Origin of the sequence: Streptomyces griseobrunneus, from assembly GCF_046713465.1 — a bacterium.
Classification (GTDB): Bacteria; Actinomycetota; Actinomycetes; order Streptomycetales; family Streptomycetaceae; genus Streptomyces; species Streptomyces microflavus.
The window spans coordinates 2,024,865-2,049,480 of record NZ_CP177080.1; the positions used below are offsets into that span (position 1 = coordinate 2,024,865).

Sequence of the window (24,616 nt, forward strand, 5' to 3'; positions counted from 1 at the left end):
TCAGGGACCCGGTCGTCCGGGGACGGCGATCCGTGACGCAGGACGGATCAGCGATGGAGAGATGTTGTTCCTAGGCTGCTGAGCATGGACAGCCCGACCGGCCCGAGAGGGCCACCGGTCAGGTCAGTGCAGGCTCGCCCTGGGGTACGTCGATGTCGATGCTGTCGAGCAACGACTCCTGGTGCTGAGCGGCGGCGTTGAGCGCGTCGTTCTCGTCCTGGATCCGGTTGAGCTCGGATTCCAGGTCCTGGACGCGCTGCTGGAGCCGTCGCATCTCGGCGAGGAGTCGCGGGTCGGAACCGCCGACGTAACCGAGAAGCGCCTTTGCCATGATGGATGGTCCTCCACAATGAGTGACCGACCGATGCGGTGTGGGTCGTCAGGGGATCGCACCCGCGGTGCTCGGCAGGGCTCTGTCACCACTGCGGTTCTGCTGCATATCAGCTCTACCGAACAGCTAAGGTGCGCGGGGTTTTCAGCGTCTCACCAAAAAGTTTGACGGTCAACACGATCACACCCTGTGGAGCCAGGTGCCCCGGGGGCGCGCGGCCGGACGATCATGCGGCGCGACTCTCCTGCGGGACCCCGACGGAGGTGGAGATCTTCGTCAATGCCGCAGCCTTGCACGACATTCCGCATCTGGCAACCATCGGCCGCCGCGCGGTCCTTTCGCAGGTCATTTCGGGTGCGGGGGGTCCGGCGGGCCGGCCCGTGACCCTTCGCCGCGCCGCGTTCACCGAGCGGATCCGGGGCGTCGACGGGGGCCCGTATCAGCGGATGGCGAATCCCTCGTAACCGCCGCGCGGGGTGTCCCAGATCTCAGTGACTCCGTCCACGCGCCCGGGTGTGTCGTCGGAGCGCAGCCAATCCAGCAAACGGTGGCAATTGTCACGTGATCCCTCGGCGACCACCTGCACCCGGCCGTCGTCGAGATTGAGTGCAAAGCCCACGAGTCCGCCGATCTCCAAAGCATTTGCCCTGGTGAACCAGCGGAACCCTACTTGCTGTACTCGGCCGCGTACCCATACGACCAGGCGTGCATCTACGTTCATGCCCGAACGCTAACCGGCCGATTGCTCCAGAAGCACGGCGGCCCCTTTGATCCATGGCGTACAGTCCCGTCGCAATAGCCTCACTCGATCGGGTGAGTATCGGGATGAAGATCGACCGGTAATCGGGTGACGTCGCTGCGACGTCCGGAGCATCAGGAAGGCACAGCGCATGGGACGCCACCGACGATCCGCCGCAGGCCCCGCCGCTGAAGAGCCCACGGCCGGAGCCTCCTCGCGGCACCGGGGCACGCGCCGGAAGAAGAAGTCCGCGGTCCCCGTGCGTACCGGGCTTCTCGGCGCCTCGGCCGCGATGGCGGTCGGCGCGGTCGCCGTCGCCTCGGGTCTGCTTCCCGGCGGCGACACCTACACCTCGGGCGGCAGCTCCGCGGCCGACCAGGTGCGCACCGGCGGCGCCCCCGACCTGCTGACCCAACAGGGCGGCTCCAGCGCCCCGGCCGACCGTTCCTCCTCCCCCACCAGCCGGGGCAGCGAGCGCCCCGGGGCCCCGTCGAAGACGCCCTCGAAGTCGCCGTCCACGACCCCGTCGAAGTCGCCTTCCGGCAGCGCCTCGAAGACTCCGTCGAAGTCGGCCGCGCCCTCAGCCACCCCCTCCGAGAAGCCGGCCGCGACGCCGTCCAAGGAGTCGAAGGCGCCCACCACCGCCCCGAAGAAGAGCACCGCCCCGGCGAGCAGGACCCCGGCGCCGCCGAAGAAGACCGTCGCCCCGCCGCCCACCAAGAAGCCCGCCCCCTCGCCGTCCGCCCCCTCGGCCCGCGCCGAGGTGCTGGCCCTGGTGAACCAGGAGCGCTCGAAGGCCGGCTGTTCCCCGCTGACCACCAGCACCCCGCTCACCTCGCTGGCCCAGAACTTCAGCGAGGACATGGCGGCCCGCGGCTTCTTCGACCACACCGACCCGGACGGCGACACCCCCTGGGACCGTGCCGCCCAGGCCGGGGTGCAGGGGCTCGCCGCGGAGAACATCGCCCGCGGCCAGGCCGACGCCCAGGCCGTGATGGACGGCTGGATGAACAGCGAAGGCCACCGGGCGAACATTCTCAACTGCGACTACAAGACGATCGGCATCGGCGTCCACGAGGGCTCCGGCGGTCCGTGGTGGACCCAGAACTTCGGTTTCTGACCCGTAGACGCCCGACCGCTTACGCCCGCACAGCGCTCCCTCTGGGTGAGCACTGTGCGGGCGTAAGCTGTTTCCATGGCCAGCGATACGGACGTTTCCGCCTTCGACGTCTTCTCCCGGCAGTGCCCCTCGCGCTCCACGCTGGAGCATGTCACCGGGCGCTGGGGCAGCCTGACGCTGGGCGCACTGTACGAGGAGAGGCTCCGGTTCAACGAGCTGCGCCGCCGGGTCGACGGGGTCAGCGAGAAGATGCTCTCCCAGACGCTGCACGCGCTGGAGCGCGACGGGCTCGTCCTGCGGGAGGCGCAGCCGGTCAACCCGCCCCGGGTGGACTACGAGCTCACCCCGTTCGGCCGCGAGGTCGCCGGGCAGCTCCTCGGGCTCATCCATCTCGTCGAGGGACGGATGGGCGACGTACTCGCCGCCCGGACGCGTTACGACGAGACCCGCGGCGGCCGCTGACAGCGCGGGCAGAAGTAGCTGGACCGGTTCATCCAGGCGCGGCGGCGCATCGGCGTCCCGCAGCGGCGGCATGGCTCGCCCTCCCTGCCGTACGCGTCGAGCGAGCGGTCGAAGTAGCCGGACTCGCCGTTCACGTTGACGTACAGGCTGTCGAAGCTGGTGCCGCCCTGGGCGAGGGCCGCGTTCATCACGTCCCGGGCGTGGCCGAGCAGCTCGGCCGACTTCGGGCGGGTGAGGGTCGCGGTCGGCCGGTCGTAGTGCAGCTCGGCGCGCCAGAGCGCCTCGTCCGCGTAGATGTTGCCGACGCCGCTGATCAGCGACTGGTCCAGGAGCGCGCGCTTGACCGTCGTACGGCGCAGGCGCAGGGCGGTGTGGAACGCGGCGTCGTCGAAGAGCGGGTCGAGCGGGTCCCGGGCGATGTGCGCGATGGTGTCGGGCAGCCCGTCGGGGGTGGTGTCGTGCAGCGAGAGCCCGCCGAAGGTGCGCTGGTCGACGAAGCGCAGCTCGGTGCCGAGTGCGTCATCGAACGCCATCCGGATCCGCAGGTGCTTCTCGTCGGGCGCGTCCGTGGGCTGCACCAGCAGCTGTCCGCTCATGCCGAGGTGGCCCAGCAGCGAGGAGGCGGCCTCGTCGACGGGGACCCAGAGGTACTTGCCGCGCCGCATGGCGGTACCGAAGCGGACGCCTCGCAGCCGGGCGGCGAAGTCTGGGCCGCCCGCAAGGTGCCGGCGGACCGCACGGGGGTGCAGGACCTCGACCTCGGTGACGGTACGGCCGCTGACCCAGCGCTCAAGACCCCGGCGTACGACTTCGACCTCGGGCAGCTCGGGCACGGTGGACCACTCCAGACACGACGACGGTAGTACGGGAGCGGGAGCGGGTCCTTTCGGAAACCGCTCCCCGGGACAGGGAAAACCCCTCGGTGCACAGGGCACCGAGGGGCTCGCCCTCGTTTCAGGCCGGAGCGGCGTCCGTGTCGGGCGACGGGTCGGCAGGGGTGTCGGCGGCCCCTCCGTCGGCTGCGGACTTCTCCGCGGCCTGCCGTGCCTCTGCGGCGGCGCTGATCTCGCGCCAGGCGGATTCCGCCGCCTGCTGCTCCGCTTCCTTCTTGCTACGGCCGGTGCCGGTGCCGTACGAGACACCACCGACGCGAGCAGCAGCAGTGAAGGTCTTCTCGTGGTCCGGGCCGGTCTCCGTGACGAGGTACTCGGGGACTCCGAGGCTCTCGCTCGCGGTGAGCTCCTGGAGACTGGTCTTCCAGTCCAGGCCGGCGCCGAGGTTCGAGGACCTGTCGATCAGCGGGTCGAAGAGCCGGTGGACCAGCTCCGAGGCCGCGCTGAGGCCCTGGTCGAGGTAGACCGCGCCGATCACTGCTTCCAGTGTGTCGGCGAGGATGGAAGCCTTGTCCCGGCCACCCGTGCCCTCTTCACCGCGGCCGAGCCGGATGAAGGAGCCGAGTTCGAGGCCGCGGCCCACTTCCGCAAGTGCACGCGAGTTGACCACCGCGGCCCGCAACTTGGCCAGCTGGCCTTCGGGCAGGTCGGGGTGGGTGCGGTACAGCGTGTCCGTGACCACCAGGCCGAGCACCGAATCCCCGAGGAATTCGAGCCGCTCGTTGGTGGGCAGACCGCCGTTCTCGTATGCGTACGAACGATGGGTCAGCGCACGTACCAGAAGGGCGGACTCGAGGTGATACCCGAGCCGCCCTTCCAGAAGCGTGTGGGACGAGGCTGTGTTGATGTTGTCTGCCTGCTTCTTGGCGCTGGACAACTCAGACATCGGGCCTCTCACCAGCCGCTCAGACCTCGAGGACCTGGCGCTTGTTATAGGTGCCGCAGCTCGGGCACGCAATGTGCTGGAGCTTCGGCTCCTGGCAACGCTCGCACGAAACCAGGGTGGGGACCGCAGCCTTCCACTGCGACCGGCGGTGGCGCGTGTTGCTGCGCGACATCTTCCGCTTCGGAACAGCCACGGCTACTTCTCCTGCTTCTCGTCGACGCCCGGTTCGGCGCCGCCCATGTTGTCCTTCTCGCCGTCCTGAACGGTGTCGGCGAGTCCTTGCAGTGCCGCCCAACGGATGTCGACGGCGTCGTGGTGGTGGCCCGGGTTCTCGTCCAGCCTGATTCCGCATTCGGAACACAGACCGGCACAGGTCTCCTTGCACACCGGCTGCATGGGCAGTGCGAGCACTACCGCGTCACGCAGCACTGACTCGAGGTCGAACAAGCCGTCCTCGAGGAAGAACCTGTCCTCGTCGTCCTCGGCGTCGTCGGCCGGGTCCGCCGCACTGCTGCGGCCCCGGTCGTCGGCGTCAGGGTACGAGAACATCTCCTGGAAATCCGCGTCGACCTCTATGGTCAGCGGCTCCAGACACCTTACGCACTCCCCCTCGGCGCTCGCACGGGCGGTACCTGTGACAAGCACCCCTTCCATGACCGATTCGAGTCGGAGGTCCAGTTCCAGGGGCGCGCCTTCCGGCACACCGATGACGCCGTCGATACCGAGAACCGGTGAACCGGGTGCGTCCACCGAGCGGGACAGCCGCTTCATGGCACCTGGACGCCGACCCAGCTCGCGCGTATCGAACACGAGAGGGTTGCGGTGGTCGAGATGGCCGTTCAGGGCGTTTCCTGCTTTCGAATCATGGGTGTCGCGCTTGTTGCTCAGGGGAGGGGCCGTCTCCGGTCCGGAATCACACCGTCCCGATTCGCAGACGAAACGGGCAGCCGGGATCGCGGACCTATGTGCGACCGAGGATTCAGGATACTGGACGGACCGCTCAGCACCCAATCGGCTCAGGGCCCCGGCGCCCGGAGCGCCTCACGGCCCCCCGGCTGAGGTCAGCGGCCCTCTTCGTAGCGGCGCAGCTGCTCCAGGTCGATCATGCCGGTGTCGAAGAGGCTGGTCTCGTCCAGCGCTCCCTGGTTCTGCTGGGCGGGCACCTGGGGCTGCTGCTGCCAGTCGTAGTCCGGCTGACCCTGCGGCCGGGGCGGGTACTGGTTCGGGTCGTAGGCGGGCTGCTGGTAGGCCGCGTACGGGTCCGGCACCTGCTGGTAGCCGTACGGGTCCTGCACACCCTGGGCGCCCTGCTGGTGCGGCTGCTCCTGGTAGCCGTACGCCGCCTGCGCGTACTCCGGCTGCCCGTACTCCGGCTGCGCGTAGCCCGGCTCGGCCTGCGGCTGCTGCGGCTCCTGGTAGAGGGGCTGCTGGGGCGCCTGGCGCGGCTCCGGGGTGGCCAGCTCGGCGAGTCCGGCCAGGTAGTCGGCGTCGCTGGTGTGCCCCTGGGCGCCCGCCGCGTCCTGGGCGGCCATGTGGGCACCGAGGTCGTCGGAGGCGACCCGGCCGAGCAGCTTCTGCCGGCCTCGGCCGACCGCCTCCAGGGTCTTGGCGAGGACGGCCTCGAAGGCGCCGAACTTGGCGTCGACGTACGCGTCGGCCCGCTGCCGCAGCGTCTCCGGGTCGGCGCTGCGCTCGGGCGCCTCGGCGAAGTCGGGGTCCTGGTAGCCCTGCTCGTCCAGGCCCTGACCGCGGCCGAGGAGCTTCTCGCGGCCTCGGTCGACGGAGCCGATGGTCTTGGTGAGGACGACCTCGAAGTTGGCGAGCTTGCTGTCGACGTAGTCGTCGGCCTCGGCCCGGACCTCCTCGGCCTCGCGGCGGGCCTCGGACAGGATCCGGTCGGCCTCGCTCTGCGACTGGCGGGCGATCTCGGTCTCGGCGATCAGGGAGGAGCGCTGGGCGTGGGCGGACTGGATGATCCGCTCGGCCTCCTGCCGGGCCTGCTCGGCGAACTGCTCCTGGCCGCCGATCAGCTGCTGGGCGTGGGCGAGCGAGCCGGGCAGGGCCTCGCGCACCTCTTCGAGCATGGCGAGCAGCTCGGCGCGGTTGACCACGCACGAGGCCGACATGGGCATGGCGCGGGCGTTCCCGACCGCTTCGACGATCTCGTCGAGCTTCTTCTGCACGTCCACCGTGTGCTCGCCACTCTCTGCTGCTCTGTTGGAGACGGACGGGACGACTGTAAGGCCAGTCGGCGGCCGCCCGACACCTGGTGACGGACCGTCAGTCGTTCAGCGCTTGCCCAGCCGCCCTATGAGCGCCTCGTGGACCGTCGGGGGCAGCAGGTGGGAGACATCGCCGCCCCAGGTGGCGACCTCCTTGACCAGCGAGGACGACAGGAAGCTGTACGTCGGGTTGGTCGGCACGAAGAGCGTCTCGACGCCCGAGAGGCCGTTGTTCATCTGGGCCATCTGCAGCTCGTAGTCGAAGTCGCTGACGGCCCGCAGGCCCTTCACGATGGCCGGGATCTCCCGCTGCTTGCAGAAGTCGACCAGGAGCCCGTGGAAGGACTCCACCTCCACGTTGCCGAAGCCGGCGGTGACCTCGCGGATCAGCTCGATCCGCTCGTCCACGGTGAACAGTCCCTGCTTGGACTGGTTGATCATCACCGCCACGTGCACCACGTCGTACAGCTTCGAGGCTCGTCCGATGATGTCGAGATGTCCGTTGGTGATGGGGTCGAAAGACCCCGGACAGACGGCGCGGCGCACTGTGATTCCCTCGCTCTCCGGTCCGGTCATCGTGCGTCTTCGCACGTAGCGGCGGCGCGACCGTACCAAAGCGTTCCCTCGCCGTAGCGACGGGCCCGCAGTGGCTCGAATCCGGCGGGCCAGCCGAATTCTCCGCCCCGGGTGCTGCGTTCCACCGTGACGAGCGCATCGGCTGTGAGCCACCCCTGAGCACGGAGTGTGAGCAGGATCTCGCGAAGATCGTCGTCCGTGACGGCGTACGGCGGGTCCAGGAAGACGATGTCGTACGGGTCCGAGGGCGCCGGACCTGTCACGATCTGCTCGGCTTTGCCGGCCCGCACCTCGGCGCCGGGCAGCCCGAGCGTGCGGACGTTGTCCCGGACGGTGCGCACCGCCTTCTGGTCCGCCTCCACGAGCAGGGCGTGGACCGCGCCACGGGAGAGCGCTTCGAGGCCGACGGCGCCGGACCCGGCGTACAGATCGGCGACGCGGACGCCTTCGAGGGTGCCGAGCAGCGCCTCCCAGGTGGAGAAGAGGCCCTCCCGCGCACGGTCGGAGGTGGGGCGGGTGCCGGTGCCGGGCGGTACGGCCAGGCGGCGTCCGCCGGCCGATCCGGCGATCACGCGGGTCATGGGTGTCTGGTCCTCGGGGTCGGGGGGTGTGCTCAGGGGCTCGCGGTGGGTGCGTGCCGTCCGTCCACGATATGGCGTGCGGCCCGCACCGGCCCGTCCGCCTCTCCCCCGTGCGCTCACCCCTTGTCGAGGTACTCCTCACGGTCCTTGTCCAGCAGGGCGGCCAGCACCGTGCGCAGCTCCGGCAGGTGCTCCAGCTCCGGGTCGGCGGCGACGATCGCGACGGCCTCCTCGCGGGCGGCGGCGATGACTTCCTCGTCGTCGATGACGGTGAGCATCCGCAGCGAGGAGCGCACTCCGGACTGGGCCTGGCCCAGTACATCGCCCTCGCGGCGCTGCTCCAGGTCGATACGGGAGAGCTCGAAGCCGTCGAGGGTGGCGGCGACGGCGGAGAGGCGGGCGCGGGCGGGGCTCGCCTCGTGGGCCTCGCTGACCAGCAGGCAGAGCCCGGGGGCCGAGCCCCGGCCGACGCGGCCGCGGAGCTGGTGGAGCTGGGAGACACCGAACCGGTCGGCGTCCATGATCACCATGGCGGTGGCGTTGGGGACGTTGACCCCGACCTCGATGACGGTGGTGGCGACCAGGACGTCGACGTCCCCGGCGGCGAACCGGCGCATCACGTCGTCCTTCTCGTCCGGGTGCATCCTCCCGTGCAGCACCTCGACGCTCAGCCCGGCCAGCGCGCCCTTGCGGAGCTCGTCGGCGATCTCCAGGACGGCGAGCGGCGGCCGCTTCTCGGGGTCCTCCTCGGGGGCCTTCTTCTTGGCCTTGCCCTTCTTGCCTTCGGCCTCCTCCGCGTCGTCGCCGATGCGGGGGCAGACCACGTACGCCTGGTGGCCGTTCTCCACCTCCTCGCGGACGCGCTCCCAGGCGCGGGCGAGGAAGTGCGGCTTGTCCTTGGCGGGGACGACGTGGCTGGCGATCGGGGAGCGGCCGGCCGGGAGCTGGTCCAGGACGGAGGTCTCCAGGTCGCCGAAGACGGTCATCGCGACCGTACGGGGAATGGGGGTGGCGGTCATGACGAGGAGGTGGGGCGGCTGCTTGCCCTTGGAGCGCAGGGCGTCGCGCTGCTCGACGCCGAAGCGGTGCTGTTCGTCGACCACGACGAGGCCCAGGTCGTGGAACTGGACCTTGTCCTCGATGAGGGCGTGGGTGCCGATGACGATCCCGGCCTCGCCGGTGACCAGGTCGAGCAGGGCCTGCCTGCGGACCGCCATCCCCATGGAGCCGGTGAGCAGGACGACCTTGGTCCCCCGGTCCGAGCCGCCCAGCATGCCGCCCTCGGCCAGCTCGCCCATCATCTCGGTGATCGAGCGGTGGTGCTGCTGGGCCAGGACCTCGGTGGGCGCGAGCATCGCCGCCTGGCCGCCCGCGTCGACCACGGTGAGCATGGCGCGTAGGGCCACCATCGTCTTGCCCGAACCCACCTCGCCCTGGAGGAGGCGGTGCATGGGGTGTTCGGTGGCCAGGTCGTCGAAGATCTCCTTGCTGACCTTCTCCTGGCCCTCGGTGAGGGTGAAGGGCAGCTTGGCGTCGAAGGCGTCCAGCAGTCCGCCGGCGACGGGGCGGCGGGCGACGGCGGGGAGTTGGGTGTCGGCGTACCGGCGGCGGGCCAGGGCGACCTGGAGGACGAACGCCTCGTCCCACTTGAGCCGGGCCCTGGCGTCCTCGACGTCCGCCTTGGTCTGCGGGCGGTGCACCTTGAGCAGGGCCTCTGGCAGGGGGGTGAAGCCGCGCCCCTCGCGCAGGGAGGCGGGCAGCGGGTCCACCGCGTCCTGCGCGCTGGGCAGTACGGCGTCGACGGCCTTGGCGATCCGCCAGGAGTCGAGCTGCTTGCAGGCGGGGTAGATCGGCAGCAGCCGTCCGGCGAAGGCGTCCACGGCCTCGGTCGCCTCGTCGGCGTCGGAGGCGTCGAGCAGTTGGTACGTGGGGTGGGCCAGCTGCATCTTGCGGTTGAAGACGGAGGCCTTGCCCGCGAACATCGCCTGGCGGCCCGGGAGCAGCTCCTTGTGCGGCTTGTGGACGCCGTGGCCGAAGAAGACCAGCTGGAGGCGGCCGCTGCCGTCGGTGAGGGTGACCTCCAGCCGCTTGCCCCGGCCGTTGTTGAACATCAGGATGCGGGCGTCGGCGACCTGGGCGACGACCGTGACGTGCTCGTCCAGCGGGAGGTCGGCCAGCGCGGTCAGCTTGCCGCGCTCCTCGTACCGCCGCGGGTAGTGGTGCAGCAGATCACCGACCGTGTGCAGGCCGAGGTGCTCGGCCATCACCTTCGCGGTGGCTCCGCCGAGCAGCTTCTTGAGAGGTTCATCGAACGAGGACACGCGATCCATTGCACACCACGCCACTGACAGCTGTCCGCCGGGCGCGGCCGCGAGACGGCTACTCGACGCCGATCAGCAGCGGTGCGCGCTGGTGTCCGCCCCGGTAGACCACGGTGTCCACGGCGAGGTAGCCCTCGCGTACGTGTTCCTCCAGGGCGTCGGCGAGCGCGTCCGGGACGTCCTCGCCGAGGACCAGGGTGACCAGTTCGCCGCCGGCCGCCAGCATCCGGTCCAGCACCGTGCGGGCGGTGGCCGGGACGTCGGCGCCGATCACGGCCACGTCCCCGTCGATCAGGCCGAGGATGTCCCCGGCCTGGCAGATCCCCGCCATGGTCCACGACTGGCGCTCGGCGACGGCCAGTTCGGCGTAGCGGGTGGCGCCGGCGGCGGCGGTCATGGCGACCACGTCCTCGTCGAAGCCCCGGTCCGGCTCGTGGACGGCGAGGGCGGCGATGCCCTGGACGGCGGCGCGGGTCGGCACGAGGGCGACCCGGACCCCCTCGGTCCTGGCCTGCTCGGCGGCGGCGGCCGCGGTGTGGCGCAGGGCCGCGTCGTTGGGCAGCAGCACCACCTCGCGGGCGTGGGCGCGGCGGATGGCGTCGACCAGCTCGCCGCTGGCGGGGGGTTCGCCGGGGCGGGCGATCACGGTGGTGGCGCCGGCCTCGGTGCAGAGCCCGGCAAGGCCGTCGCCGGGGACCACGACGACGACGGCGCGCTGGGCGGGTTCGGCCTGGACGCGGACGTCGTGGCCGCTCTCGGTGGCGAAGTGGGTGATCCGGATCCGGTACGGCCGCCCGGCCTCGACGCCCGCCTCCACCGCGGCCCCGGCGTCGTCGACATGGACGTGGACGTGCCAGAGCCCGTCGCCGCCCACCACGACCAGGGAGTCGCCGAGCGCGTCGAGCCGGGTGCGCAGCCGGTCCACCTGCTCGTCGCGGGCCTCCAGGAGGTAGATCACCTCGAAGGCGGGCCCACCGCCGTCCACGTCCTCGGGGCAGTCGAGCGGCCCCTCCACGGGAGCGCCGCCCGCCGGAACCGGAACTCCGCCCACCGGCAGCCCCACCACGGATCCGCCGTCCACAGGAGCCGCAGCCTTCCCGGACCCGGTACGAGGCCCCCGTACCGGCGCCTGCCCGGTCACCGCCTCCACCAGCGCCCCCAGGACCGCGACCAGCCCCCGCCCCCCGGCGTCCACGACCCCGGCCCGGCCGAGCACGGCGAGCTGCTCCGGGGTCTTCGCCAGCGCGGCGCGTGCGCCCTCATAGGCGGCGCGCACCACGGCGCGCAGTTCCGGCTCGTCGCCCTGCGCGGCTTCGGCGGCCGCCGTGGCGACGGTAAGCACCGTGCCCTCCACCGGGTGGGCGACGGCCTGGCGGGCAGCCGCGGCGGCCCGGGTCAGGGCGAGGCGCAGGTGAGCCGCGTCACCGCCGTCGGCCAGCACCCCGGCCATACCGCGCAGCAGCTGGGCAAGGATGGTGCCGGAGTTCCCGCGGGCGCCGATCAGGGCGCCGTGCGCCATGGCGCGTACGGCATCGGCGGTGGCGGGTGCGGTGGTGCCGGTCTCATGGGCGGCGAACACCGCTTCGACGGCCGCGGCGGCGGACTCGACGGTCAGATAGAGGTTGGTGCCCGTGTCCCCGTCGGCGATGGGATAGACGTTGATCGCGTCGATCTCCGCGCGCTCCCGGCCCAGGGCCTCCAGGGCCAGTGAGCACCAGGTGCGCACCGCGACGGCGTCCAGATCGTCGGGGAGCTGCGGCACCGATGGTCCTCCTTGAAGCGGCCGTGGCAACGGGCTGCACCGCAGGTTAGCCCCCCTTCCGGGGTCCCGGGCGGGACAGGGGGCGGGAGGGCGGTAGGCCAACCCGTGGTAGTTTCGTATCTCCGAAGCAGGCGTTGTATGCTGCTTCGGTTGCCCGATGAGAGTCGGGCCATTCCTCCGGTACCGCCACTTCATTCAATGATTCCGGCGCGCCGGAATTCACTGTAAGTGCATCTGAAGTCTTTGGAGTGACCCGTGGCTGCCAACTGCGACGTTTGCGGCAAGGGGCCGAGCTTCGGCAACAGCATTTCGCACTCGCACCGCCGTACGTCCCGTCGCTGGAACCCCAACATCCAGCGCGTGCGTGCCGTGGTCGGTCGGACGCCGAAGCGGCTCAACGTCTGCACCTCGTGCATCAAGGCCGGCAAGGTCGCGCGCTGACGTCTCCGTCGTAGCGCAGCCTTCCGGTTGCCCAAAAAGCCGGTCCACCTCGGTGGACCGGCTTTTTGCTGTGCTCAGCCGGCTGCGTCATCCAGCTGTGCTCAGGCGCTGATCAGTCGGTCCGACGGGTCCGCCAGCCGTGGTCGACCGGGCCGATGCCGCCGCCGAGTGCGAATCCGGCCCGGATCGCGCCGGTGACGTACGCCTTCGCGCCCTCCACCGCCGTCTTTACGTCCTGGCCGAGCGCGAGCCCGGAGGCGATGGCGGAGGCGAGGGTGCAGCCGGTGCCGTGGGTGTGCCGGTTGTCGTAGCGGGGGGCGCGCAGCCAGTGTTCCGCGCTCCCGTCGGTGAGCAGGTCGACCGCGTCGCCGGGCAGGTGCCCGCCCTTGATGAGCGCCCAGCGCGGTCCGAACGCGAGGATCTCCTCGGCGGCCCGGCGCATTCCGTCCTCGTCGGTGACCGTGACGCCCGTGAGCTGGGCCACTTCGTCCAGGTTCGGGGTGGCCACCGTGGCGACGGGCAGCAGCTTCGTCCGTACGGAATCGAGCGCCTCGGCGGCGAGGAGCGCGTCCCCGTGCTTGGAGACCCCGACCGGGTCCACGACGACGGGGGCGTCGGTCCCGGCGAGGAGTTCGGCGACGGTCTCCACCAGGGCGGCCGAGGCGAGCATCCCGGTCTTCACCGCCTGGACGCCGATGTCGTCGACGACGCTGCGGTACTGGGCGCGTACGGCGTCCACCGGAAGCTCCCACGCGCCCTGGACGCCGAGGGAGTTCTGTGCGGTGACGGCGGTGATCACGCTCATGCCGTGCACACCGAGGGCGAGCATGGTCTTCAGGTCGGCCTGGATCCCCGCACCGCCGCCGGAGTCGGATCCGGCGACGGTGAGGACGCGGGGCGGTACAGCGGTACGTATGGGCATACGCAGCAATCTAGCGGCAGCCCGGAAAAGACCGTCGGCTAGTAGGTGTCCTCGATCGCACCGAAGTGGTCCCAGCCGCCCTTGCTGGTCCAGGGCGCGCCGTCGACGGTGACCTGGGGCAGGGCGGAGGGGTTGAGGACCTCGCCGATCACCTTCCATCGGGCGGGGAGTTTCGTGTCGGGCGGGAAGGTCGCCACGATCGCGTGGTCCTCTCCCCCGGTCAGCACCCACTGGAGCGGGTCGACGCCGACGGCCTGGCCGATGTCGGACATCTGCGAGGGGATGTCGATGAGGCCCGAGCGCAGGTCGATGCGGACCTTGCTGGCCTCGGCGATGTGCCCGAGGTCCGCGACCAGACCGTCGCTGACGTCGGTCATCGCGGTGGCGCCGAGTCCGGCGGCCGCGGGGCCCGCGTGGTACGGCGGTTCGGGCCGGCGGTGGGCCTCGACGAAGGCGCGGGGCGAGCGGAAGCCGCGGGAGAGCACGGCGTATCCGGCGGCGGACCAGCCGAGCCAGCCGGTGACGGCGACGACGTCGCCGGGCCGGGCGCCGGAGCGGGTGACCGGTTCATGGTTGCGCAGGTCGCCGAGAGCGGTGATCGCGACGGTGATGGTGTCGCCGCCGACCACATCGCCGCCGACGACGGCCGCCCCCGCCACCTGGCATTCGTCGCGGAGTCCGTCCATCAGCTCGGCTGCCCAGGTGACCGGGAGGTCGGCGGGGACGACGAGACCGAGGAGCAACGCGGTGGGCACGGCGCCCATCGCCGCGATGTCGGCGAGGTTCTGGGCCGCCGCCTTGCGGCCGACGTCGTACGCCGTCGACCAGTCGCGGCGGAAGTGCCGCCCTTCCAGCAGGATGTCCGTACTGGCCACGACCCTGCGGTCGGGAGCGGCCACGACCGCGGCGTCGTCGCCGGGCCCCAGCCGTACCGCCGGAGTGGTGGTGAGCCGGGACGTGAGCTCTCTGATGAGCCCGAACTCCCCCAACTCGCCCACGGTTCCCTTCACCGAGTCTCACCTCTCATTTATCGCCCCGGACACCCGTCCGGGCCCCCGGTCGCGAGCCGTCACTGCTGTCGGTACCGTCAGGAGAGCTGCCGGCACCGTCAAGGGATACGTCAACTTCCGCACTCCGCACGCCACGCTGTGGACGTCATACGGCCCATAGGTCTCCCCGTCACCCTCGGCAACGCGATAACGTGGCGTCCCTTTCCCCCACATGATCCTCGTGGCCGCCCTGGAGGTTCCGTGGTACAGGCGTACATCCTTATTCAGACCGAGGTGGGCAAGGCGTCGATCGTCGCCGAGACCATTTCCAAGATTCCGGGAGTCATCCAGGCAGAGGACGTCACCGGTCCGTACGACGTGATCGTGCGGGCCCAGGCCGACACGGTCGATGCACTCGGCCGCATGGTGGTCGCCAAAGTGCAGCAGGTGGACGGCATCACGCGAACCCTGACCTGCCCGGTCGTCCACCTCTGACCCCCGTCCGGTGCCGCGCGTGGGACGCGCGGCGTTCGCCCACGGTTCTCCGCCCCGGCACCGTGATCCTCCGCGCGCTGACGGGGCGATCGTACTGCGCCGCGGCGCCCCCCGGTCCACGAAGACGGATGCATCATGCCCGGAAGGCCGGGACGGCCCCCGCCGTCCCGGCCTTCCGGGTCTCTCAGCGCAGTCCGGTGGAGCGGGTCAGCGCGGCCTGGATCAGCCGGTCGACCAGCTCCGGATAGCTCACACCGCTCTCCTGCCACATGCGCGGGTACATGGAGATCGGGGTGAACCCCGGCAGGGTGTTGATCTCGTTGATGACGAAGGTGCCGTCCTCGGTGAGGAAGAAGTCGGCGCGCACCAGGCCCTCGCAGGAGGTGGCGTCGAAGGCGGCGACGGCGAGCCGCTGCACCTCGGCGGTCTGCTCCTCGGTGAGCGGTGCGGGCACCAGACCGGCGGCCGAGTCGATGTACTTCGCCTCGAAGTCGTAGAACTCGTGCGCGGTGACCGGCGGGATCTCGGCGGGCACACTGGCGCGCGGTCCGTCCTCGAACTCCAGCACCCCGCACTCGATCTCGCGGCCGCGCAGCAGCGACTCGACGAGGAACTTGGGGTCGTGGCGGCGGGCCTCCTCGATGGCCGCGTCGAGGCCGGAGAGCTCGTCGACCTTGGTGATGCCCATCGAGGAACCGCCGCGGGCGGGCTTGATGAACAGCGGCCAGCCGTGCTCACCGGCGAAGTCCACGATCCGCTTGCGTACGCCGGAGGGGTCGCGGTCCCACTCGCGCGGGCGGACGACCTCGTACGGTCCGACCGGCAGCCCGAAGGAGATGAAGACGCGCTTCATGTACTCCTTGTCCTGGCCGACGGCCGAGGCGAGGACGCCCGCGCCGACGTAGGGCACACCGGAGAGTTCGAGCAGCCCCTGGAGGGTGCCGTCCTCCCCGTACGGGCCGTGCAGCACGGGGAAGACGACGTCGACCTCGCCCAGCGCCTTGGGCACCGAGCCGGGTTCGCTGTAGACGACCTCGCGGCTGCCCGGGTCCACGGAGAGGACGACGCTGCCCTCGGTGGACTCGGCGAGCCCGTCCACGTCGGGGACCTTGCGGTCGGTGATGGCCATGCGTTCGGGCTCGTCGGCGGTGAGCGCCCAGCGGCCGTCCGTCGTGATGCCGATCGGCAGGACGTCGTACTTCGTCCGGTCGATGGCCTTCATGACGGCGCCGGCCGTGACGACCGAGATGCCGTGTTCGGAGCTGCGGCCGCCGAACACGACAGCCACACGCGGCTTACGGCGCTGCTGCTCAGGGCTCTCGGGGCGCTCAGGGCTCTGGGGGAGGTTCTCGCTGCTCATATCGCGATGAGCGTACCTGCTGGTAAGGGAGACGTCAGCGTCGCTCGGCCTTGGCGCTCCGCGACATCAGCTCCTTGACGGCGACGACCGGCGACTTGCCCTCGTGGACGATGGAGACGACGGTCTCGGTGATGGGCATGTCGACGCCGTGCCGGCGTGCCAGGTCGAGGACCGATTCGCAGGACTTGACGCCCTCGGCGGTCTGCTTGGTGACGGCGATCGTCTCCTGGAGCGTCATGCCGCGGCCGAGGTTGGTGCCGAAGGTGTGGTTGCGCGAGAGCGGCGAGGAGCAGGTGGCCACCAGGTCGCCCAGGCCCGCGAGTCCGGAGAACGTCAGCGGGTCGGCGCCCATGGCGACGCCCAGGCGGGTGGTCTCGGCGAGGCCGCGGGTGATGAGGGAGCCCTTGGTGTTGTCGCCGAGGCCCATGCCGTCCGCGATGCCGACGGCGAGGCCGATGACGTTCTTCACGGCGCCGCCGAGCTCGCAGCCGACCACGTCGGTGTTGGTGTAGGGCCGGAAGTACGGGGTGTGGCAGGCGGCCTGGAGCCGCTGGGCGACGGACTCGTCGGCGCAGGCGACGACGGCGGCGGCGGGGCGGCGCTCGGCGATCTCCTTGGCCAGGTTGGGGCCGGAGACGACGGCGATGCGGTCGGCGGAGACCTTGGTGACGTCCGCGATGACCTCGCTCATCAGCTTGGCGGTGCCCAGCTCGACGCCCTTCATCAGGGAGACCAGGACGGTGTCGGACTCCAGGTGCGGGGCCCAGTCGGCGAGGTTGGCGCGCAGTGTCTGGGACGGCACGACGAGGAAGGCGAACTCGGCTCCGCGCAGTGCCTCGGCGGGGTCCGTGGTGGCGCGGATGGTGTCGGGGAGGGCGATCCCCGGCAGGTAGTCCGGGTTGGTGCGGGTGGTGTTGACGGTCTCGGCGACCTCGGCGCGGCGTCCCCAGAGGGTGACCTCGCAGCCCGCGTCGGCGAGGATCACGGCGAACGCCGTACCCCATGAGCCGGTTCCGAAGACGGCTGCTTTTACGGGGTGCGTCACGTGGATCCCTTTCCCTGCGCCCTGCGCCGTTGTTCAGCACGGGCTTTGCGGTGATCGTAGAGCTCGGTGGGGGCCTTCTCCCCTCGTACGTCCTCCAGCTGGCGGGTGATCGCGGCCATGATGACCTCGGTCGCCTGGCGCAGCACGTCGGGCGTCGGCTCGACATCGTAGAAACGGCTGAGGTCGACGGGCGGACCGGCCTGGACCCGCAGCGTCTTGCGGGGGAACAGCTGGAGCTTGTTCTCCTTGGCGTACGGCGGCATCGCGAGGTTGGCGCCCCACTGCGCGACGGGGATGACCGGGGCCTTGGTCATCAGCGCGACCCGGGCGGCGCCGGTCTTGCCGGCCATCGGCCACATGTCGGGGTCGCGGGTGAGGGTGCCCTCGGGGTAGAAGGCGACGCACTCGCCGCGCTCGATGGCGTCGACGGCGGCCCGGAAGGCGTCCAGGGCGTTGGTCGTCTCGCGGTAGACGGGGATCTGGCCGGTGCCGCGCAGCATCATGCCGACGAAGGGGGTGCGGAAGAGGCCCGCCTTCGCCAGGAGCCGGGGCACGCGTCCGGTGTTGTACTGGAAGTGGCCGTAGGAGAGCGGGTCCAGATAGGAGTTGTGATTGACGGCGGTGATGAATCCGCCCTCGGCCGGAATGTGTTCCATCCCCCGCCAGTCGCGCTTGAACAGAACCACCAATGGCGGCTTGGCGATAACCGCCGCCAGACGGTACCAGAAGCCGATTCTGCGGCGGGACACTCGGACACCTTCCTCTATGGACCTCTTCGGAACGTCGACCTGCTGCCGGCTACTGACGGTCGAGTCTCGCCCCAGGCCCCTCCTCTGTCGAGAACACCGTACGCCTCACCTTCGGGCCCGGCCCTCCAGGTTGTCGTACCGGCAGGCGAGAATGAGTCCTCACGCGTACGGAGGGGGAGATCGCCACGAACACCGATCCGGGGGGGCTCTGGTCCCTGGTCGTTCCGTTGAAGCCGCTCGCGCGGGCCAAGAGCCGCTTGGGGCGGGCCGCCGGCGAGCTCGCCCGGCCGCGGCTGGCCCTGGCCTTCGCCCAGGACACGGTGGCGGCGGCGCTCTCCTGCGCCCGGGTGCGGGATGTGGTGGTCGTCACGGACGACGCGGCGGCCGGGGCGGCCCTTTCGGCGCTCGGCGCGCGGGTCGTGCCGGACGTGCCGGCGGCCGGGCTCAACGCCGCGCTGGCGTACGGCGCCCGCTCGGTGCGGGCGCTCTCCCCCGCCGTCCCGGTGGCCGCGCTCAACGCAGATCTGCCGGCCCTGCGCGCCGGGGAATTGGCTCGGGTACTCGATTTTGCTTCCGCTTTTCCCCGCGCATTTCTGCGGGACGCGGCGGGAATCGGAACGACATTTCTGTCCTGCGGCGGGGGAACGGAATTGTGCCCGGCTTTCGGCGGCCGGTCCGCCGCCCGGCACCTGGCTTCGGGTGCGGTGGAAATAACGCTGCCCGGGGTCGACTCGGTGCGCCGGGACGTGGATACGGGCGAGGATCTGAAGGTGGCCCTGGCCCTCGGAGTGGGGCCGTACACCGGGCGGCTCGGGTCCGTGCTCTCCCTCACCCCGGACCGATAGGCTGCCGCCCATGCAGGCGACCTCGTACACCTACGACCCCGAGACCCGCTCCGGCAGTGTGCTGCTGGACGACGGCACGCCGGTGGAGTTCGGCGCCCCGGCCTTCGACGCGGGCGGTCTGCTGCTGCTGCGTCCGGGACAGCGGGTGCGGATCGAGGGCGAGGGCGCTGGTGCCGCCCTGCGGATCACGCTGGTGACGCTGCAGACGTTCTAGACCGTACGGGGGAGGAAGTGCCCCCGGACAGCCCGCGGGCCGGGCTCCCCCAGAGGGGAGCCCGGCCCGGCGCGTGTGAGGAGCGAGCGGGTGCCCGGTCTCACTTCTTGCGTGCGGTGGCCTTCTTGGCCGTGGTGGTGCGCGCCGTGGTCTTCTTCGCGGGCGCCTTCTTCGCCGTGGCCTTCTTGGCGGGCGCGGTCTTCTTGGCGGTCGCGGTGGCCTTCTTCGCCGGGGTCGCCTTCTTCGCGGCCGGCGTGGCCTTCTTCGCCGTGGCGGTCGCCTTCTTGGCGGTGGCCTTCTTGGCGGTGGCGGTGGTCTTCTTCGCCGGTGCCACGGCCTTCTTGGCGGTGGTCTTCTTCGCCGTGGCCTTCTTGGCCACCGACTTCTTGGCGGCGGCGGCCTTGACCGTCGTGCGGGCGGCGGAAGATCCGCCCGTAAGGCTGCCCTTGGGGGCCTTCTTCACGGCCACATCGTTCTTGGGGAGCTTCTTGGAGCCGCTCACCAGGTCCTTGAACCCCTGACCCGCGCGGAAGCGGGGCACCGAGGTCTTCTTGACCCGGACGCGCTCACCCGTCTGCGGGTTGCGGGCGTACCGGGCGGGGCGGTCGACCTTCTCGAACGAGCCGAAGCCGGTGACCGAGACACGGTCCCCGGCGACAACGGCACGGACGATCGCGTCGAGTACCGCGTCGACAGCGTCTGCGGCCTGCTGGCGGCCGCCGACCTTGTCGGCAATCGCTTCTACGAGCTGCGCCTTGTTCACGTCTTCCCCTTCGGAGACATTGCCAGAACGAAAGTGTTCAGGCTTTTTCGCACGTTAGGCAGATATATACCGCAAATCAAACACGAAACGGGCTAATCACCCTAGTGCCGCAACGAAGTCGACCGATGCGCAGTTCCACGTGTCAGTCACCTTCGGGGAATCGGCCCTCATCGAGGTCCTTCATCAACCGGTCCAGACGCCTTGCCGCGTCCGGGAGATCGTGCTTCGCCGCGGCCGTGACGACCAGCAGCTTCCGGGAGAGCGCCATCCGTACGCTCTCCGGGACTTGCAGTGCACGCACCTTGGCGTGCGCTTCCTTCAATCGGTCGGCGACTTGGCCATAGAGCTTGAGTTGGCTGTCGCGTTCCATGCACCGATTGTGCCATCTGGGGCGAGTTGTCGCCCGAGGGGGGCTCAACAAGCGACTGCGCCCCCTGCCCGGAGGCAGGGGGCGCAGTCATGGAAAACCGCTGCTCAGGCGTCAATTGTACGCGGCTTGTGGGCCGGCCTGGCCGCCTCGTAAGCCGCGATGTCCGCTTCGTTCTGAAGGGTGAGGCTGATGTCGTCGAGGCCGTTGAGCAGGCGCCAGCGGGCGTTCTCGTCCAGCTCGAAGTCGGCCGTGATGCCCTCGGCGCGGACCTGCCGCGTGTGCAGGTCGACGGTGATCTCGGCGTTCGGGTCGGCCTCGCTCAGCTCCCACAGGGCGTCGACGACCTTCTGCTCCAGGACCACGGTCAGCAGACCGTTCTTCAGCGAGTTGCCGCGGAAGATGTCGGCGAACCGGGAGGAGATGACCGTCTTGAAGCCGAAGTTCTGCAGGGCCCAGACCGCGTGTTCGCGGGAGGAGCCCGTACCGAAGTCGGAACCGGCCACCAGGACGGTGGCGCCCTGGCGCTCGGGGCGGTTGAGGACGAAGTCGGCGTCCTTGCGCCAGGCTTCGAAGAGGCCGTCCTCGAACCCGTCGCGGGTGACCTTCTTCAGCCAGTGGGCGGGGATGATCTGGTCGGTGTCGACGTTGCTGCGGCGCAGCGGGACGGCCCGGCCGGTGTGTGTGGTGAAGGCTTCCATGGCTATCGGACTCCGGCGGGGGTACGGGTGTCGGACAGGTCGGCGGGCGAGGCCAGATGGCCCAGCACGGCGGTGGCGGCGGCGACCTGGGGCGAGACCAGGTGGGTGCGGCCGCCCTTGCCCTGCCGGCCCTCGAAGTTGCGGTTCGAGGTGGAGGCGGAGCGCTCGCCGGGGGCCAGCTGGTCGGGGTTCATGCCGAGGCACATCGAGCAACCCGCATGCCGCCATTCGGCGCCGGCCTCGGTGAAGACCTTGTCCAGGCCCTCGGAGACGGCCTGGAGCGCGACCCGGACCGAGCCGGGGACGACCAGCATCCGTACGCCGTTCGCGACTTTGCGGCCGTCCAGGATGGCGGCGGCGTTGCGCAGGTCCTCGATGCGGCCGTTGGTGCACGAACCTACGAAGACGGTGTCCACGTTGATCTCGCGCAGCGGCTGGCCCGCGGTCAACCCCATGTACTCCAGGGCCTTTTCCGCGGCGTTGCGCTCCGAGGCGTCCTCGTACGAAGCGGGGTCGGGGACGTGGGCGGAGAGCGGCGCCCCCTGGCCGGGGTTGGTGCCCCAGGTGACGAACGGGGCCAGTTCGGTGGCGTCGATGACGACCTCGGCGTCGAACACCGCGTCGTCGTCCGAGAGCAGGGTCTTCCAGTACGCGACGGCGGCGTCCCACTCCTCGCCCCTGGGGGCGCGGTCGCGGCCCTCCAGGTAGGCGAAGGTGGTCTCGTCCGGGGCGATCATGCCCGCGCGGGCTCCGGCCTCGATCGACATGTTGCAGATGGTCATCCGGGCCTCCATCGAGAGCTTCTCGATGGCGGAGCCGCGGTATTCGAGGATGTAGCCCTGGCCGCCGCCGGTGCCGATCCGGGTGATGATGGCGAGGATCAGGTCCTTGGCGGTGACGTCCTCGGGCAGTTCGCCGTCGACCGTGATGGCCATGGTCTTCGGGCGGGCCAGCGGCAGCGTCTGGGTGGCCAGGACGTGCTCCACCTGGCTGGTGCCGATGCCGAACGCCAGTGCGCCGAAGGCCCCGTGCGTGGAGGTGTGGGAGTCGCCGCAGACCACGGTGGTGCCGGGCTGGGTCAGGCCCAGCTGGGGGCCGACCACGTGCACGACGCCCTGCTCGACGTCGCCGAGCGGGTGCAGCCGGACGCCGAAGTCCGCGCAGTTCTTGCGCAGGGTCTCCAGCTGGGCGCGGGAGACCGGGTCGGCGATCGGCTTGTCGATGTCGAGCGTCGGGGTGTTGTGGTCCTCGGTGGCGATGGTGAGGTCGAGGCGTCGCACCGGACGTCCGGCCTGGCGCAGACCGTCGAAGGCCTGCGGGCTGGTCACCTCGTGCAGCAGGTGCAGATCGATGAAGAGAAGGTCGGGCTCGCCCTCCGCGCGCCGGACGACGTGGTCGTCCCAGACCTTCTCCGCGAGTGTCCTACCCATCGCTTTCCCTCCGGCCGGCGTCTTCGCCGGCCCAACTAGAGATTCGGTGCGCCGCCGTCCGGATCCCCGTGCGGGGCGGTGGCTGCGGGCCGTTGTGGGGCCGCCCGTACAGGTTCGCAACTTCCGCTGAAAATTGAACTTGCGTTTCACAGAGTGAGACGCGAGTATCGTCGTATGGACAACTCTAGCGGCGTCGGCGTTCTCGACAAGGCAGCTCTGGTATTGAGCGCCCTGGAGTCCGGTCCGGCCACCCTCGCCGGGCTGGTCGCGGCGACCGGGCTCGCACGGCCCACGGCCCATCGACTGGCTGTGGCACTGGAACACCACCGGATGGTGGCGAGGGATATGCAGGGCCGGTTCATTCTCGGCCCCCGGCTGTCGGAACTGGCAGCCGCGGCGGGCGAGGACCGCCTGCTGGCCACGGCCGGACCGGTACTCACCCACCTGCGGGACATCACCGGCGAGAGCGCGCAGCTCTACCGCCGGCAGGGCGACATGCGCATCTGCGTGGCGGCGGCGGAGCGGCTGTCCGGACTCCGGGACACGGTGCCGGTCGGCTCGACGCTCACCATGAAGGCGGGCTCCTCCGCCCAGATCCTGATGGCCTGGGAGGAGCCGGAGCGTCTGCACCGGGGCCTCCAGGGCGCCAGGTTCACGGCGACGGCACTCTCCGGCGTACGGCGGCGGGGCTGGGCCCAGTCGATCGGCGAACGGGAGCCGGGCGTCGCCTCGGTCTCGGCCCCGGTGCGCGGCCCCTCGAACCGGGTGGTCGCCGCGGTCTCGGTCTCCGGGCCGATCGAGCGGCTGACCCGCCACCCGGGCCGGATGCACGCCCAGGCGGTCATCGACTCGGCCGCGCGGCTGAGCGAGGCCCTGCGCCGCACGGGCTGACGTCCGCCCGCACTCCTCTCCTCTTCCGGAAGGCCGCCCCAGCGCCGTGGCGGCCCTTTTTCTTCTCCTTCTCCGCCCGAAGCCCGAACTGCCGCGGAGCGCGGGAGAGTTGCCGCCTCGGGGAGAACGAAGAAGGCCCTCCACCGAAGTGAAGGGCCTTTCTGTACTGCTCTGTTGTACCCCCGACCGGATTCGAACCGGCGCTACTGCCGTGAGAGGGCAGCGTGCTAGGCCGCTACACAACGGGGGCGTGGTTACTGCTGACTTGCGCTGGGCTACCAGGACTCGAACCTAGAATGACGGTACCAGAAACCGTAGTGTTGCCAATTACACCATAGCCCATGGTGTGACAAGTACCCCCGACCGGATTCGAACCGGCGCTACTGCCGTGAGAGGGCAGCGTGCTAGGCCGCTACACAACGGGGGCCCTAGCGATCCTGCATCAAGAACGTGGGTGCGACCCAGGTGTTCTCGCGGGAAGGATCTGTACCCCCGACCGGATTCGAACCGGCGCTACTGCCGTGAGAGGGCAGCGTGCTAGGCCGCTACACAACGGGGGCTTGTCCTGCTTGTACTGCTTGGTCTTGCGCTGGGCTACCAGGACTCGAACCTAGAATGACGGTACCAGAAACCGTAGTGTTGCCAATTACACCATAGCCCACTGAAATGCAACCCCTGGTGGGGGGGTTCACTTCTGTCTGCGCTTCCCGGCCGGATCTTTCGGCCCGCTCGGGCGGCGCAGAAAGAACATTACCCGAAGGTGTCCGGCGCTCCAAAACGGGTTTGGCCCGCCAGCAGGCCGGGGAGCTGGTCGAGCCCGGTGATCGTCACGAGATCCGGCCTCCCGCCCCTCCCCCGCCGGTCCAGCCAGATCCCGGTCAGTCCGGCGGCTACGGCTCCGGAGGCGTCGATGTCCGGCTCGTCCCCGACGTACGCCACCTCGTGCGGCTCCAGTGCGAGCGCATCGCAGGCCGCGTGGAAGGCACCTGCCTCCGGCTTGGAGATCCCCAGCTCGACCGCGCAGACCATCGCCTCGAACCGGTCCCGGATGCCGAGCGCGGTGAGCTTGCGGTGCTGGTGGCCGGTGCTGGAGTTGGACAGGATCGCGTGCCGGTAGTCGGGCACCAGCCGGTCGAGGACGGGCAGCACGTCCGGGAAGAGCATCCAGGCGGCCTCGTAGTGGGTGACGTGGCCGGCGAACCAGTCGTCGGCCTCGGTGTCCTCCATGGCCCGCGAGAGGAACTCCCGGACCCGGTCCCGGCGCTGCCCGAGGAAGTCCGTCTCCCCGGCGGCGACGCGCGCCCAGTGCCGGACGGTGATCGCCTTCCAGGCGTCGAGGGCCTCGTCGACCGACGCGTACGCCTCGGGCAGTCCCACGCTCTCCAGGTGGAACCGCATACCGGTGTGGTCGGCGCCCGCGTAGTCGAAGATCGTGTCGTCGATGTCCCAGAGCACTGCTCGGATCGGCATGTACGTCACGGTAGCGGCCCGGCGGGGGTGGCGGAGGCGTA

29 protein-coding genes and 5 tRNA genes are annotated in these 24,616 nt (G+C 70.4%); 8 read left to right on the top strand and 26 right to left on the bottom strand.

From position 1 onward, the window contains the following. Positions 1–118: 118 nt before the first annotated feature. On the bottom strand, positions 119–331 hold the full coding sequence (locus tag ACK8N7_RS08765) for a hypothetical protein (protein WP_003965973.1): 213 nt from the start codon (positions 329–331) through the stop codon (positions 119–121). Positions 332–594: 263 nt separating this feature from the next. Here ACK8N7_RS08765 and ACK8N7_RS08770 point away from each other — a divergent pair, with 263 nt between their 5' ends. Then, a complete protein-coding gene (locus ACK8N7_RS08770) occupies positions 595–795 on the top strand; it encodes a hypothetical protein (protein WP_500441783.1) in 201 nt (66 codons plus the stop codon). Here the strand turns inward: ACK8N7_RS08770 and ACK8N7_RS08775 are convergent. Continuing rightward, entirely contained in the window at positions 771–1,052 is a 282-nt protein-coding gene (locus ACK8N7_RS08775) for an acylphosphatase (protein WP_078618764.1), read from the bottom strand. The two genes, ACK8N7_RS08770 and ACK8N7_RS08775, sit on opposite strands and share 25 nt — an antisense overlap. A gap of 169 nt (positions 1,053–1,221) precedes the next feature. Between ACK8N7_RS08775 and ACK8N7_RS08780 the strand changes: the two genes are divergently transcribed. Together ACK8N7_RS08780 and ACK8N7_RS08785 are read left to right on the top strand one after the other, a co-directional pair. After that, complete coding sequence (locus tag ACK8N7_RS08780; RefSeq protein ID WP_403215091.1) at positions 1,222–2,190, top strand: CAP domain-containing protein; 969 nt, start codon at positions 1,222–1,224, stop codon at positions 2,188–2,190. Positions 2,191–2,265: 75 nt separating this feature from the next. Beyond that, a complete protein-coding gene (locus ACK8N7_RS08785) occupies positions 2,266–2,652 on the top strand; it encodes a winged helix-turn-helix transcriptional regulator (RefSeq protein WP_403215089.1) in 387 nt (128 codons plus the stop codon). On the opposite strand, the gene mutM is transcribed toward ACK8N7_RS08785, so the two are convergent. The 9 genes from mutM to ACK8N7_RS08830 all read right to left on the bottom strand — a co-directional run bounded on the left by mutM (position 2,625) and on the right by ACK8N7_RS08830 (position 11,893). Beyond that, complete coding sequence (gene mutM, locus ACK8N7_RS08790) at positions 2,625–3,485, bottom strand: bifunctional DNA-formamidopyrimidine glycosylase/DNA-(apurinic or apyrimidinic site) lyase (RefSeq protein ID WP_500441785.1); 861 nt, start codon at positions 3,483–3,485, stop codon at positions 2,625–2,627. The two genes, ACK8N7_RS08785 and mutM, sit on opposite strands and share 28 nt — an antisense overlap. Positions 3,486–3,606: 121 nt before the next feature. Further along, on the bottom strand, positions 3,607–4,431 hold the full coding sequence (rnc, locus tag ACK8N7_RS08795; RefSeq protein WP_015611661.1) for a ribonuclease III: 825 nt from the start codon (positions 4,429–4,431) through the stop codon (positions 3,607–3,609). 19 nt (positions 4,432–4,450) lie between these two features. After that, positions 4,451–4,624 (bottom strand): 50S ribosomal protein L32, encoded by a 174-nt coding sequence (gene rpmF, locus ACK8N7_RS08800; protein ID WP_003965982.1) that lies wholly within the window; start codon positions 4,622–4,624, stop codon positions 4,451–4,453. Between the two features lie 2 nt (positions 4,625–4,626). Beyond that, positions 4,627–5,241, bottom strand: coding sequence for a YceD family protein (locus ACK8N7_RS08805; protein ID WP_382055682.1), 615 nt, complete (start codon positions 5,239–5,241; stop codon positions 4,627–4,629). Between the two features lie 251 nt (positions 5,242–5,492). Beyond that, the gene (locus ACK8N7_RS08810; protein ID WP_500441788.1) at positions 5,493–6,620 is read right to left on the bottom strand and encodes a F0F1 ATP synthase subunit B; all 1,128 of its coding nucleotides are present in this window, start codon (positions 6,618–6,620) and stop codon (positions 5,493–5,495) included. A 99-nt stretch (positions 6,621–6,719) separates the two neighbouring features. After that, positions 6,720–7,199, bottom strand: a complete 480-nt coding sequence (gene coaD / locus ACK8N7_RS08815; RefSeq protein ID WP_032775858.1) for a pantetheine-phosphate adenylyltransferase — start codon at positions 7,197–7,199, stop codon at positions 6,720–6,722. Positions 7,200–7,225: 26 nt separating this feature from the next. After that, positions 7,226–7,810: a 16S rRNA (guanine(966)-N(2))-methyltransferase RsmD gene (gene rsmD, locus ACK8N7_RS08820; RefSeq protein WP_094212441.1), complete on the bottom strand. Its 585-nt coding sequence runs from the start codon at positions 7,808–7,810 to the stop codon at positions 7,226–7,228. A 116-nt stretch (positions 7,811–7,926) separates the two neighbouring features. Beyond that, entirely contained in the window at positions 7,927–10,140 is a 2,214-nt protein-coding gene (gene recG / locus ACK8N7_RS08825) for an ATP-dependent DNA helicase RecG (RefSeq protein ID WP_500441790.1), read from the bottom strand. Between the two features lie 49 nt (positions 10,141–10,189). Next, positions 10,190–11,893 (bottom strand): DAK2 domain-containing protein, encoded by a 1,704-nt coding sequence (locus ACK8N7_RS08830; RefSeq protein ID WP_403215081.1) that lies wholly within the window; start codon positions 11,891–11,893, stop codon positions 10,190–10,192. A gap of 255 nt (positions 11,894–12,148) precedes the next feature. Between ACK8N7_RS08830 and rpmB the strand changes: the two genes are divergently transcribed. Beyond that, on the top strand, positions 12,149–12,334 hold the full coding sequence (gene rpmB / locus ACK8N7_RS08835; RefSeq protein WP_003965989.1) for a 50S ribosomal protein L28: 186 nt from the start codon (positions 12,149–12,151) through the stop codon (positions 12,332–12,334). Between the two features lie 112 nt (positions 12,335–12,446). On the opposite strand, the gene thiD is transcribed toward rpmB, so the two are convergent. Together thiD and ACK8N7_RS08845 are read right to left on the bottom strand one after the other, a co-directional pair. Next, positions 12,447–13,256, bottom strand: coding sequence for a bifunctional hydroxymethylpyrimidine kinase/phosphomethylpyrimidine kinase (gene thiD / locus ACK8N7_RS08840; RefSeq protein WP_403215079.1), 810 nt, complete (start codon positions 13,254–13,256; stop codon positions 12,447–12,449). Between the two features lie 38 nt (positions 13,257–13,294). Continuing rightward, positions 13,295–14,266: a thiamine-phosphate kinase gene (locus tag ACK8N7_RS08845; protein WP_403215077.1), complete on the bottom strand. Its 972-nt coding sequence runs from the start codon at positions 14,264–14,266 to the stop codon at positions 13,295–13,297. A gap of 240 nt (positions 14,267–14,506) precedes the next feature. On the opposite strand from ACK8N7_RS08845, the gene ACK8N7_RS08850 reads away from it, so the two are divergent. Beyond that, positions 14,507–14,740, top strand: coding sequence for an Lrp/AsnC family transcriptional regulator (locus tag ACK8N7_RS08850; protein ID WP_015611652.1), 234 nt, complete (start codon positions 14,507–14,509; stop codon positions 14,738–14,740). Between the two features lie 184 nt (positions 14,741–14,924). Here ACK8N7_RS08850 and ACK8N7_RS08855 read toward each other — a convergent pair whose 3' ends face one another. The 3 genes from ACK8N7_RS08855 to ACK8N7_RS08865 are packed head-to-tail and all read right to left on the bottom strand — an operon-like array spanning position 14,925 to position 17,894. Then, positions 14,925–16,100 (bottom strand): D-alanine--D-alanine ligase family protein, encoded by a 1,176-nt coding sequence (locus tag ACK8N7_RS08855; RefSeq protein ID WP_403215075.1) that lies wholly within the window; start codon positions 16,098–16,100, stop codon positions 14,925–14,927. A 34-nt stretch (positions 16,101–16,134) separates the two neighbouring features. Next, the gene (locus ACK8N7_RS08860; protein ID WP_403215073.1) at positions 16,135–17,145 is read right to left on the bottom strand and encodes an NAD(P)H-dependent glycerol-3-phosphate dehydrogenase; all 1,011 of its coding nucleotides are present in this window, start codon (positions 17,143–17,145) and stop codon (positions 16,135–16,137) included. Further along, entirely contained in the window at positions 17,142–17,894 is a 753-nt protein-coding gene (locus ACK8N7_RS08865) for a lysophospholipid acyltransferase family protein (protein ID WP_403215071.1), read from the bottom strand. Before ACK8N7_RS08865 ends, ACK8N7_RS08860 begins: the two co-directional genes overlap by 4 nt. A gap of 179 nt (positions 17,895–18,073) precedes the next feature. Here ACK8N7_RS08865 and cofC point away from each other — a divergent pair, with 179 nt between their 5' ends. Continuing rightward, positions 18,074–18,739 carry a 2-phospho-L-lactate guanylyltransferase gene (cofC, locus tag ACK8N7_RS08870; protein ID WP_403215275.1) on the top strand — a complete coding sequence of 222 codons (666 nt, stop codon included), beginning with the start codon at positions 18,074–18,076 and terminating at the stop codon, positions 18,737–18,739. A 10-nt stretch (positions 18,740–18,749) separates the two neighbouring features. Continuing rightward, a complete protein-coding gene (locus ACK8N7_RS08875) occupies positions 18,750–18,953 on the top strand; it encodes a hypothetical protein (protein WP_403215069.1) in 204 nt (67 codons plus the stop codon). A gap of 100 nt (positions 18,954–19,053) precedes the next feature. Here ACK8N7_RS08875 and ACK8N7_RS08880 read toward each other — a convergent pair whose 3' ends face one another. From ACK8N7_RS08880 to leuC, 4 genes are all read right to left on the bottom strand, one after another. Further along, positions 19,054–19,716 (bottom strand): HU family DNA-binding protein, encoded by a 663-nt coding sequence (locus ACK8N7_RS08880; RefSeq protein ID WP_015611646.1) that lies wholly within the window; start codon positions 19,714–19,716, stop codon positions 19,054–19,056. Between the two features lie 142 nt (positions 19,717–19,858). Beyond that, the gene (locus tag ACK8N7_RS08885) at positions 19,859–20,086 is read right to left on the bottom strand and encodes an SCO5555 family protein (RefSeq protein ID WP_015611645.1); all 228 of its coding nucleotides are present in this window, start codon (positions 20,084–20,086) and stop codon (positions 19,859–19,861) included. 104 nt (positions 20,087–20,190) lie between these two features. Beyond that, a complete protein-coding gene (gene leuD, locus ACK8N7_RS08890; RefSeq protein ID WP_015611644.1) occupies positions 20,191–20,784 on the bottom strand; it encodes a 3-isopropylmalate dehydratase small subunit in 594 nt (197 codons plus the stop codon). Positions 20,785–20,786: 2 nt separating this feature from the next. After that, a complete protein-coding gene (gene leuC, locus ACK8N7_RS08895) occupies positions 20,787–22,214 on the bottom strand; it encodes a 3-isopropylmalate dehydratase large subunit (RefSeq protein ID WP_403215067.1) in 1,428 nt (475 codons plus the stop codon). A 174-nt stretch (positions 22,215–22,388) separates the two neighbouring features. Between leuC and ndgR the strand changes: the two genes are divergently transcribed. Beyond that, positions 22,389–23,105, top strand: a complete 717-nt coding sequence (gene ndgR, locus ACK8N7_RS08900) for an IclR family transcriptional regulator NdgR (RefSeq protein ID WP_003966003.1) — start codon at positions 22,389–22,391, stop codon at positions 23,103–23,105. Positions 23,106–23,282: 177 nt separating this feature from the next. Here the strand turns inward: ndgR and ACK8N7_RS08905 are convergent. From ACK8N7_RS08905 to ACK8N7_RS08930, 6 genes are all read right to left on the bottom strand, one after another. Further along, positions 23,283–23,355: transfer RNA gene (locus ACK8N7_RS08905), tRNA-Glu, on the bottom strand. A 20-nt stretch (positions 23,356–23,375) separates the two neighbouring features. Continuing rightward, positions 23,376–23,447: transfer RNA gene (locus tag ACK8N7_RS08910), tRNA-Gln, on the bottom strand. A 12-nt stretch (positions 23,448–23,459) separates the two neighbouring features. After that, positions 23,460–23,532, bottom strand: a tRNA-Glu gene (locus ACK8N7_RS08915). Between the two features lie 60 nt (positions 23,533–23,592). Then, positions 23,593–23,665 (bottom strand) — tRNA-Glu (locus ACK8N7_RS08920). Between the two features lie 29 nt (positions 23,666–23,694). Beyond that, positions 23,695–23,766: transfer RNA gene (locus tag ACK8N7_RS08925), tRNA-Gln, on the bottom strand. A gap of 89 nt (positions 23,767–23,855) precedes the next feature. Next, positions 23,856–24,575 carry an HAD family hydrolase gene (locus ACK8N7_RS08930; RefSeq protein ID WP_500441795.1) on the bottom strand — a complete coding sequence of 240 codons (720 nt, stop codon included), beginning with the start codon at positions 24,573–24,575 and terminating at the stop codon, positions 23,856–23,858. Positions 24,576–24,616 lie beyond the last annotated feature (41 nt).

What these genes read in the sequence shown, in the direction of transcription:
- ACK8N7_RS08765 (WP_003965973.1), bottom strand. Translation starts at nt 331, where the DNA reads ATGGCAAAGGCGCTTCTCGGTTACGTCGGCGGTTCCGACCCGCGACTC.
- ACK8N7_RS08775 (WP_078618764.1), bottom strand. Translation starts at nt 1,052, where the DNA reads ATGAACGTAGATGCACGCCTGGTCGTATGGGTACGCGGCCGAGTACAG.
- ACK8N7_RS08780 (WP_403215091.1), top strand. Translation starts at nt 1,222, where the DNA reads ATGGGACGCCACCGACGATCCGCCGCAGGCCCCGCCGCTGAAGAGCCC.
- ACK8N7_RS08785 (WP_403215089.1), top strand. Translation starts at nt 2,266, where the DNA reads ATGGCCAGCGATACGGACGTTTCCGCCTTCGACGTCTTCTCCCGGCAG.
- rnc (WP_015611661.1), bottom strand. Translation starts at nt 4,431, where the DNA reads ATGTCTGAGTTGTCCAGCGCCAAGAAGCAGGCAGACAACATCAACACA.
- rsmD (WP_094212441.1), bottom strand. Translation starts at nt 7,810, where the DNA reads ATGACCCGCGTGATCGCCGGATCGGCCGGCGGACGCCGCCTGGCCGTA.
- recG (WP_500441790.1), bottom strand. Translation starts at nt 10,140, where the DNA reads ATGGATCGCGTGTCCTCGTTCGATGAACCTCTCAAGAAGCTGCTCGGC.
- thiD (WP_403215079.1), bottom strand. Translation starts at nt 13,256, where the DNA reads ATGCCCATACGTACCGCTGTACCGCCCCGCGTCCTCACCGTCGCCGGA.
- ACK8N7_RS08855 (WP_403215075.1), bottom strand. Translation starts at nt 16,100, where the DNA reads ATGAGCAGCGAGAACCTCCCCCAGAGCCCTGAGCGCCCCGAGAGCCCT.
- ACK8N7_RS08875 (WP_403215069.1), top strand. Translation starts at nt 18,750, where the DNA reads ATGCAGGCGACCTCGTACACCTACGACCCCGAGACCCGCTCCGGCAGT.
- ACK8N7_RS08885 (WP_015611645.1), bottom strand. Translation starts at nt 20,086, where the DNA reads ATGGAACGCGACAGCCAACTCAAGCTCTATGGCCAAGTCGCCGACCGA.
- leuD (WP_015611644.1), bottom strand. Translation starts at nt 20,784, where the DNA reads ATGGAAGCCTTCACCACACACACCGGCCGGGCCGTCCCGCTGCGCCGC.
- leuC (WP_403215067.1), bottom strand. Translation starts at nt 22,214, where the DNA reads ATGGGTAGGACACTCGCGGAGAAGGTCTGGGACGACCACGTCGTCCGG.
- ndgR (WP_003966003.1), top strand. Translation starts at nt 22,389, where the DNA reads ATGGACAACTCTAGCGGCGTCGGCGTTCTCGACAAGGCAGCTCTGGTA.
- ACK8N7_RS08930 (WP_500441795.1), bottom strand. Translation starts at nt 24,575, where the DNA reads ATGCCGATCCGAGCAGTGCTCTGGGACATCGACGACACGATCTTCGAC.